Source organism: Enterovibrio nigricans DSM 22720 (genome assembly GCF_900167155.1).
GTDB classification, from domain to species: Bacteria; Pseudomonadota; Gammaproteobacteria; order Enterobacterales; family Vibrionaceae; genus Enterovibrio; species Enterovibrio nigricans.
Genome location: NZ_FUXU01000121.1, coordinates 1 through 7,744, shown reverse-complemented (window position 1 = coordinate 7,744; position 7,744 = coordinate 1). Strand labels below are relative to the sequence as shown.

At 42.8% G+C, this 7,744-nt stretch carries 6 protein-coding genes, 8 tRNA genes and 1 pseudogene; 12 read left to right on the top strand and 3 right to left on the bottom strand.

What is annotated here, in order from left to right:
- The first annotated feature begins 102 nt into the window (after positions 1 to 102).
- From B5D35_RS21775 to B5D35_RS21740, 8 genes are all read left to right on the top strand, one after another.
- Positions 103 to 179, top strand: a tRNA-Met gene (locus B5D35_RS21775).
- 33 nt (positions 180 to 212) lie between these two features.
- Positions 213 to 288, top strand: a tRNA-Gly gene (locus B5D35_RS21770).
- 183 nt (positions 289 to 471) lie between these two features.
- Positions 472 to 548 (top strand) — tRNA-Met (locus B5D35_RS21765).
- 43 nt (positions 549 to 591) lie between these two features.
- Positions 592 to 668: transfer RNA gene (locus tag B5D35_RS21760), tRNA-Met, on the top strand.
- A 555-nt stretch (positions 669 to 1,223) separates the two neighbouring features.
- Positions 1,224 to 2,273, top strand: a complete 1,050-nt coding sequence (locus tag B5D35_RS21755) for a type III polyketide synthase (RefSeq protein WP_078754553.1) — start codon at positions 1,224 to 1,226, stop codon at positions 2,271 to 2,273.
- A gap of 208 nt (positions 2,274 to 2,481) precedes the next feature.
- Positions 2,482 to 2,988: an Lrp/AsnC family transcriptional regulator gene (locus B5D35_RS21750; protein WP_078754552.1), complete on the top strand. Its 507-nt coding sequence runs from the start codon at positions 2,482 to 2,484 to the stop codon at positions 2,986 to 2,988.
- 175 nt (positions 2,989 to 3,163) lie between these two features.
- Positions 3,164 to 4,138: an arginine deiminase-related protein gene (locus B5D35_RS21745; RefSeq protein ID WP_078754551.1), complete on the top strand. Its 975-nt coding sequence runs from the start codon at positions 3,164 to 3,166 to the stop codon at positions 4,136 to 4,138.
- Between the two features lie 178 nt (positions 4,139 to 4,316).
- On the top strand, positions 4,317 to 5,249 hold the full coding sequence (locus tag B5D35_RS21740) for an exopolyphosphatase (RefSeq protein ID WP_078754550.1): 933 nt from the start codon (positions 4,317 to 4,319) through the stop codon (positions 5,247 to 5,249).
- Positions 5,250 to 5,299: 50 nt separating this feature from the next.
- On the opposite strand, the gene B5D35_RS21735 is transcribed toward B5D35_RS21740, so the two are convergent.
- A complete protein-coding gene (locus B5D35_RS21735; RefSeq protein ID WP_078754549.1) occupies positions 5,300 to 5,659 on the bottom strand; it encodes a HopJ type III effector protein in 360 nt (119 codons plus the stop codon).
- A gap of 391 nt (positions 5,660 to 6,050) precedes the next feature.
- Here B5D35_RS21735 and B5D35_RS21730 point away from each other — a divergent pair.
- From B5D35_RS21730 to B5D35_RS21715, 4 genes are all read left to right on the top strand, one after another.
- A tRNA-Ser gene (locus B5D35_RS21730) sits at positions 6,051 to 6,141 on the top strand.
- A 40-nt stretch (positions 6,142 to 6,181) separates the two neighbouring features.
- A tRNA-Asp gene (locus B5D35_RS21725) sits at positions 6,182 to 6,258 on the top strand.
- Between the two features lie 511 nt (positions 6,259 to 6,769).
- Positions 6,770 to 6,860, top strand: a tRNA-Ser gene (locus B5D35_RS21720).
- Positions 6,861 to 6,900: 40 nt separating this feature from the next.
- Positions 6,901 to 6,977, top strand: a tRNA-Asp gene (locus tag B5D35_RS21715).
- Positions 6,978 to 7,145: 168 nt separating this feature from the next.
- Here the strand turns inward: B5D35_RS21715 and B5D35_RS21710 are convergent.
- Both B5D35_RS21710 and B5D35_RS21705 read right to left on the bottom strand, forming a co-directional pair.
- Positions 7,146 to 7,418 (bottom strand): annotated as a pseudogene (locus B5D35_RS21710) (DMT family transporter); the annotation flags it as partial.
- A gap of 73 nt (positions 7,419 to 7,491) precedes the next feature.
- Positions 7,492 to 7,744, bottom strand: a 253-nt coding sequence (locus B5D35_RS21705; RefSeq protein WP_170915247.1) for an ATP-binding protein, incomplete at its 5' end; no start/stop codon positions are given.

Genomic DNA, 7,744 nt, shown 5'->3' with positions numbered 1-7,744 from the left:
TGGTAGAGCGCAACCTTGCCAAGGTTGAGGTCACGAGTTCGAACCTCGTGTGTCGCTCCAAACATATAAGCTCTCAGTGTGCTTTAAACATTGAAACACGGACGCGGGGTGGAGCAGCTTGGTAGCTCGTCGGGCTCATAACCCGAAGGTCGTCGGTTCAAATCCGGCCCCCGCAACCAAATTTGATTATTCGGCTTATGCCGGGTAATAATGCGACACTAGCTCAGCTGGTAGAGCGCAACCTTGCCAAGGTTGAGGTCACGAGTTCGAACCTCGTGTGTCGCTCCAAACACTAACTTTCGATACGTCGGAAGTGCGATATGCAAGAACCCTTGCCAAGGTTGAGGTCACGCCTAAGCCTTGAACATCGGGAACCTCGTGTGTCGCTCCAAATTTTCATTTTCGTGTTTTTCGATAATGAAGCCATGTAAGAATGGCAAGCTTAGATCGTGCTTAGAACGGTTAATCGGACGCGGGATGGAGCAGTCTGGTAGCTCGTCGGGCTCATAACCCGAAGGTCGTTGGTTCAAATCCGGCTCCCGCAACCACATTAAAAAGCGATTCAATGTGCTTTAAACATTGACACTCGGACGCGGGGTGGAGCAGCTTGGTAGCTCGTCGGGCTCATAACCCGAAGGTCGTCGGTTCAAATCCGGCCCCCGCAACCACATTCGAAAGCCCAGACTTAGGTCTGGGCTTTTTTGTATCTAAAATTCGCGCTCAATGTGTTCTCTAAAATGTGTGAAACACTGATATCCTGCAAATCAAAAATCCCTCAGGCTGCTGGCTATATGCTTAATTACCATGTCGCGAAGAGATATTGTGCATTTCTACTGACTCTGGTTACAGTTCTAATATTTCGTATTTTAATTGGCCTAGAAGGGCGTTGATTCCTAAATTGTTAATCGAATCGGTGGTGGACCGATCTCTTTATCATAAATTTGAATCAATAAGATGATGATACCGTAGTGATGTATTTACATTGGAGTGGTGACTAATTATACCAATAGGGCTCGTTTCTAGTAAGTTATCCACTGCGTTAGTTCTTTATTAATACTAAAGAGCTAACAACTAGTGAATTGTAAAAATACTCCAATAATTTCCCGGCATTTGTTATATTGATTTTATTGGTTTAGTTTTTAAAAATTATAAAAATCGTGGGCAATTCTTCTAAATCGATATGTTATAAAGCCTAATATTTTATTTTAAATAATGGAGATTTCATGCCTATTTTGAGAAAGCCCTCGCTTATATACCCGAGTAATATTGTCACTAGTAAAGATATTATACGTTTCATGAAGACATATCATTCTAATAGTGAACACATTAGTAAAGCAGAAGAAATGATAAGAAACACAGAAATAGATAAAAGACATTTGTTTATTTCATTCGATGATGTGATGAAGTTAAATAAGTTCGGGTCTAGACAAAGCCTTTATGAGGAAATTGCAAAAAGCTATGCGACAAAAGTTGCTAAGGAAGCACTGCAAAACGCGCAGTTAAAGAAAGAGGAAATTACTATGGTGATTGTTACTTCTTGTACTGGCTTTATGATGCCTTCATTAACAGCACACTTGATCAATGAACTTGATCTCAATAGGAATGTCGTTCAGCTTCCAATCGCTCAAATGGGATGCGTCGGAGGCTCTTATGCAATAAACAGAGCTTTTGAGCATTGTCGGTCAAGCAAAAACAACAATGCACTCATTTTAGCATTGGAAGCATCTTCACTATGCTTTCACAGAGAGGAAAGTAAACTTCAAGATTTTATATCTGATGCTATATTTGGTGACGGCGCTGCGAGTGCAGTAATGCGTGGAGATGGTGTCGGTGAGGGATTTAAAATAGAAAACACGGAAAGTGTATTTTTAAAACATACCGAATATTTTATTAAGTACAAACTAATAGACAATGGATTTCTATTTTCTCTAGATAAGTCCGTCATGTACTCGGTGGATATGGTTAAGGATGATTTAAATAGATTTATCGAGCGTAATATTAGTTATGGTGAAGAAATTGGTTTTTGTATTTCACATACAGGAGGGAAGAGGATTATAGATGAAGTTACAAGATGTTTGAATTTGCCTAAAAACTTGTTGAATAAAAGCAGAGAATCACTAAAAACGTTAGGAAACACTTCAAGTGTATCCGTTATAGACGTATTTGGACGACATTTTGGCAGCACATCACCAAAAGAAAAAGGTGTCCTCTTGGCGTTTGGACCAGGATTTACAGCAGAAATATCAATAGGGCAGTGGCAAGCGGCAAGTTAAATATTGCTCATCATAGCTTCTGTTGCTATGAAAGCTATTATATTTTTCCATGTGGGTAATTAGAGGTTCAATGAAAATATTGATCCTTCTAATTACCCGAATAGCTGTGTGACTTTCAAACTGTATGTGGCCGGCTAAACAGTAGATTTGTATATTAAAGTTGCTAATATATCATTATCTATGATCAAAATGTTTAGAGGCCAAGGAAATGGCGATATCCAACCAAATTTCACTCGATCGTATCGACATCGAAATTTTACGAATTCTCCAAGACAATGGCCGATTACCCATCGTTGAGTTGGCAAAACGCGTGAATTTGACGACGACACCTTGCTCGGAACGCGTAAAAAGCCTTGAGCGTGAAGGGTATATCTCTGGGTATCATGCAGCGCTTTCTGCTGAAAAATTGGGTCTGGATGTGTTGATTTTTATTCACGTCCGCCTGGATCAAACTAACCTGTCCATCTTTGATAAGTTCGCAAAGACAGCATTGCTAATCCCAGAGATTGAAGAGTGTTACTCGTTGTCCGGAGACTTCGATGCGATGATTAAAGTTCGGGTTAAGAACATCAAAGAATATCAGAAGTTTATGTCTACCCGCATCGTTGAATTGCCTGGTGTTATTCAGACAAGAAGTGAAATTGTTATTGCAGAGTACAAGCGAGGTGCAGGGATCAATGCTGACCTTATTGCTCAGTCACAATTTGTCGGTTAAAGAAAAGTAACGGGTATTTTTTGTGCTAGTTAGGTAATTTACCTAGATTGTTCGTAAAAGGTAGGTAAAGCACAATGTAGGCGCTTGAATTAAGCGTTCTTTTAGGTAATGTTCGTTTTATTCCATCACTAAAATTACTCTCATAATAATGTTAATGAATTGTTGAGGTGTTTTGATGGTCGCCCCAAATTTGAGAGATACAGATTCTTCTTCGCAGCACGTTAATCATGCAGCAAACGCTGTTGTTATGGTGCCACCAATCGATTTTAAGTTTAATACTGAAACCAGCACTGACAATGAGTTTCAGCAAAGACTCGATCTGCCCGAGCATGACATCAAATCAAAGGCGTTGGCGGAATTCTATAACATGGTCGGCATTCTCCGAGGGCATGGTATTGACGTCACCGTGATGGATTATTCGGGAGATGGCGTTGAAACACCTGATGCTGTTTTTCCCAATAACTGGTTTTCTACAACGCGCAATGGCACTGCTTTTTTATTTCCAATGGCCTCTAAGAATCGCCGCAACGAAGTTCGTCCTGGTTGCCTTGTTAACGCACTGACGTCAAAGGGATTTAACGTGTCTCAAGTGCTAAGTGTCTCTGATTTAAGTAAACCTGACGCTTTCTTAGAGAGCACAGGGGTGATGATCCTAGATCACAATAATGCCACGATTTATGCCGCTCTCTCAGAACGTTGCGACCGGCAGTTGTTGCAACATTTTTTAGGGTTATCTGAGTTCCATGAATTAATTGCTTTTGATACCCACATGGCATCTGGAGCATGCGTTTACCACACGAACGTCATGATGGCGGTCGGAGAGAGCTTTGCTGTAATTTGTGACGAAATTATTGATGAGTTTGAAAGAAGAAGAGTGCTTTCCACGCTTAGAAAAACGAAAGAGGTTATAACCATTTCGGAAGCGCAAATGAACCAGTTCTGCGGGAATATTCTACACCTGCGAAATGAGAATAATGAACGACTCATTGCAATGTCACTGTCGGCCTACAATGCGTTTACTCGTGAACAAAAACACTGTCTCCGGCGTCATGGGCAGTTGGTTCCTATCGATGTTACAACGATCGAAACGATAGGAGGAGGGAGTGTCAGGTGTATGTTGGCCGAAAATTTCTTACCTAAAAAGGTTTAATTCAGTAAGCCGCTTTGCGGCTTTTTTCTTTTCAGACAAGTATCTGCAAATGAACTATCGCTGTGGTTGAGTTGCACAATTGGGTATTCGTCTTATTCTTAAGAGAGTAGGAGAGCTGAGAATATTGAGTCATATAGGGACAATTGATTCCCAACCCTCTGTTAAAGGGAGCAAAGGTATGCCTGAAAGACGATATCGTCTTATCACACGAAGCGATTTTGACGGACTTGTGTGCGCAGTATTATTGAGACACATCGATTTGATCGATTACATCAAGTTTGTGCACCCAAAAGACATGCAAGATGGCGTGATAGAGATAAATGAGTATGACATCACGACAAATCTGCCATACAACCCGAAAGCCCATCTATGTATTGATCACCATGCTTCAGAAGTGCTCCGTAACGAGGACTTAAACGCCAATCATATTATCGACGCTGAAGCACCTTCTGCTGCACGCGTTGTTTGGAAGCATTTTGGCGGTGAGAACACCTTCCCTGAGTCTTGGGATGAGATGATGGAAGAGGTGGATAAAGGCGACTCGGCCCAATACACAAAAGATGAAGTTCTCTATCCCAAAGGATGGGGATTACTGAATTTTATCATGGACGCGCGTACGGGGTTGGGTAGGTTTAGAGATTTTCGTATTTCAAACTATGAGCTCATGATGGATTTGATCGATCACTGCCGTGATAAGGGGATCGATGAGATTATGGCGCTGTCAGATGTGAAGGAAAGAACGAAGCTCTACTTTAGCCATCGAGAGAAATTTCACGAGCAAATTCGTCGATGTAGCTCTATTTGTGGCAATCTGGTGATGTTAGACCTCAGGCATGAGGATGTTATTTGGGCTGGGAATCGGTTTGAAATTTATGCCATTTTCCCTCAGTGCAATATTTCAATTCATGTCCTGTGGGGGCTGAAAAAACAAAACACGGTTTTCGCCTGCGGTAAATCAATTTTTGATCGTGCTTCGAATACCAACATTGGTGAGTTGATGCTGCAATATGGTGGAGGCGGGCACGAAAATGCAGGAACGTGCCAAGTACCGAACGAAATGGCAGCTCGGGTTGAAGATGAATTAATCGTGAAGATTAATACAGATGGTTAGAGAACAGAGCCCGCGTCCAGCGGGCTTTTTTGGCTTAGAGCCTTGAGCAGTCACTGCGTCACGGGGGTTTTTGGTTGCAGTGGTATTCGCTCAAACCAAATACCCTTCCAGCCTGTTTGTATAAAGTTTCGAATATTTTGGTGATCTGTTCCAGCAGGGTTAAGTAGGACGCTTTCTCTGTAATGGCGCCCGAAGCAATGCAAGATGGCTTCTTCACTCAGCCCATGAAGTTTACCAAACGCAAAAATTTTGCATGAGCCTGAATTTTGCCCTGCTTTGTTAGATAGAGAGCCGTTAGTGAAACAGCTAGGCGAGAAATCATAGTACTTTTCTATTATTCCTATAGTGTCCTCAAATTCTATCTGTTCAGGTGTATTCAATAACGTCAGTAGAAATTGGTTCAATTGCATGTTTCCTATTGAAAAGCACTATATAAGCGGCGGTCTAAGCTCGGTAACTGCTCAATTGAGGTTGGTTGAGTTCCATGTTGAGCGAATGACATGTTGTATCAAGTTTTAATGATAAATTGAAGAATAAGCATCCAGTAATTCGGACATGATCGCAGTAACTGTCTTTATTTTTGTCTTCCAGCAGGAAGACGTGTGGCATTGTTAACCAAAGTGAATTATAGATGCTAGAAGATTAGTGAAAAATGTGCGTTCAATGCACAAAGAATGGACAGAGGTAGTCCTTTCGGCCCTGTTGATGTCATAGTTGGTGGTGAAGTGAGCGAACGATCCTGTCGGTGTGAAAAAGCTATTTACAGCTAGGCGGAGTATCGCTATTATTCGCCGCACTTACGGAGGGATGGCTGAGTGGTTGAAAGCACCGGTCTTGAAAACCGGCGTGCGTTTATAGCGCACCTAGGGTTCAAATCCCTATCCCTCCGCCACTTTTCATCGATGAGCTTACGAGCTGATTGATAAGAGATTGGAGCGGTAGTTCAGTTGGTTAGAATACCGGCCTGTCACGCCGGGGGTCGCGGGTTCGAGTCCCGTCCGCTCCGCCAACACAACGAAGCCTCGCTAGAAATAGCGGGGCTTTTTTGTATACATTGAATTTGGGGATAGGACTCTCACTAGCCTGCGGCTTGAGTCCCGCTGGTGCGCCAGCCCGAACTAGGCGTTCCCACCGGTCCGCCAACGATTTAAGCCTGATGCGAAAGCGTCAGGCTTTTTTCTTATACGCGCCCCAAAAAGTGCTTCGCACTTTGGTCGCGTCCGGAAGCCCGGCGCGTTGAGTCCCATCCGCTCCGCCAATACAACGAAGCCTCCACTGGGCGTGCCCGCTTAAATAGCGGTGCTTTTTTGTATCTATCGACTTTGAGTTTCTAGACTTTTAGAAATCTGATGCCTGAGTTTTGTTGGAGGTTAGTTATTCATTAACCTTCAATTGATTGTGGTTAAATCGGAAATCAGGTTATTTTTAAGCGATATGGTTTAATTCTGCCCGAACGAACAAAATGCTTAAAAATAGGTATTTACAAGGTTTGAGAGTGCCTATATTATTCGCCGCACTACGGAGGGATGGCTGAGTGGTTGAAAGCACCGGTCTTGAAAACCGGCGTGCGTTTATAGCGCACCTAGGGTTCAAATCCCTATCCCTTCGCCACTTTTCATCGATGAGCTTGCGAGCTGATTGATAAGAGATTGGAGCGGTAGTTCAGTTGGTTAGAATACCGGCCTGTCACGCCGGGGGTCGCGGGTTCGAGTCCCGTCCGCTCCGCCAATACAACGAAGCCTCAGCAAAAATGCTGGGGCTTTTTTGTATCTATCGACTTTGAATTTCCTTCCTAGTCACACTGCTTTCGTTATCAGAGATAAAAAAAGCGCCCATAAAGGGCGCTAGTGAGTAGGGAAATGTTTTCATTATTAGATTAATTATGTGTTTAAAAAATCAGACCTTTTGTGTTTCTAATGTCGTTTCAGGCTCTTTACTTTCATATTTTGTGAAAACATAGAGTGCAACCACGATGATGGAAACAATGACTGTTTTACTGAATACCAACTCTTCCCCTAGCGTCAACACCGCAACCACATAGCCAACCAATGGCATTAAGTTCAGAGCCATGGTCGCTTTTTCAACACCAATTTGTTTGAAAGAGTAAAGCTGGATCAGATAGCTACCACCTGAAATACCGGTACCCAAGAAAATCAGTAAGGTGATCAGCTGTCAACGCCGACTTAAAACTGATCCACTTAGCGACGCTATCGCCGAAGTAAAATTGACCCACCCATGGTAGTTATCCCTGCCTCTCCGATTCATTTTGTAGAACGGTTGGCACTGTCCCTAACGCCCTTTTCCCTTTTAGCCGATAACTCTCTCCACTTATCTGAATGATGTGAGAGTGATGAAGCAGTCGATCCAGCAGTGCAGCCGTGAGTGTGGTGTCATCAGCGAACGCATTTGACCATTGTGAGAACGGTAAATTGCTTGTGACAACCACGCTGCCCTGTTCATATCGTTTTGCGATGACATTGAAGAACAAGTTTGCT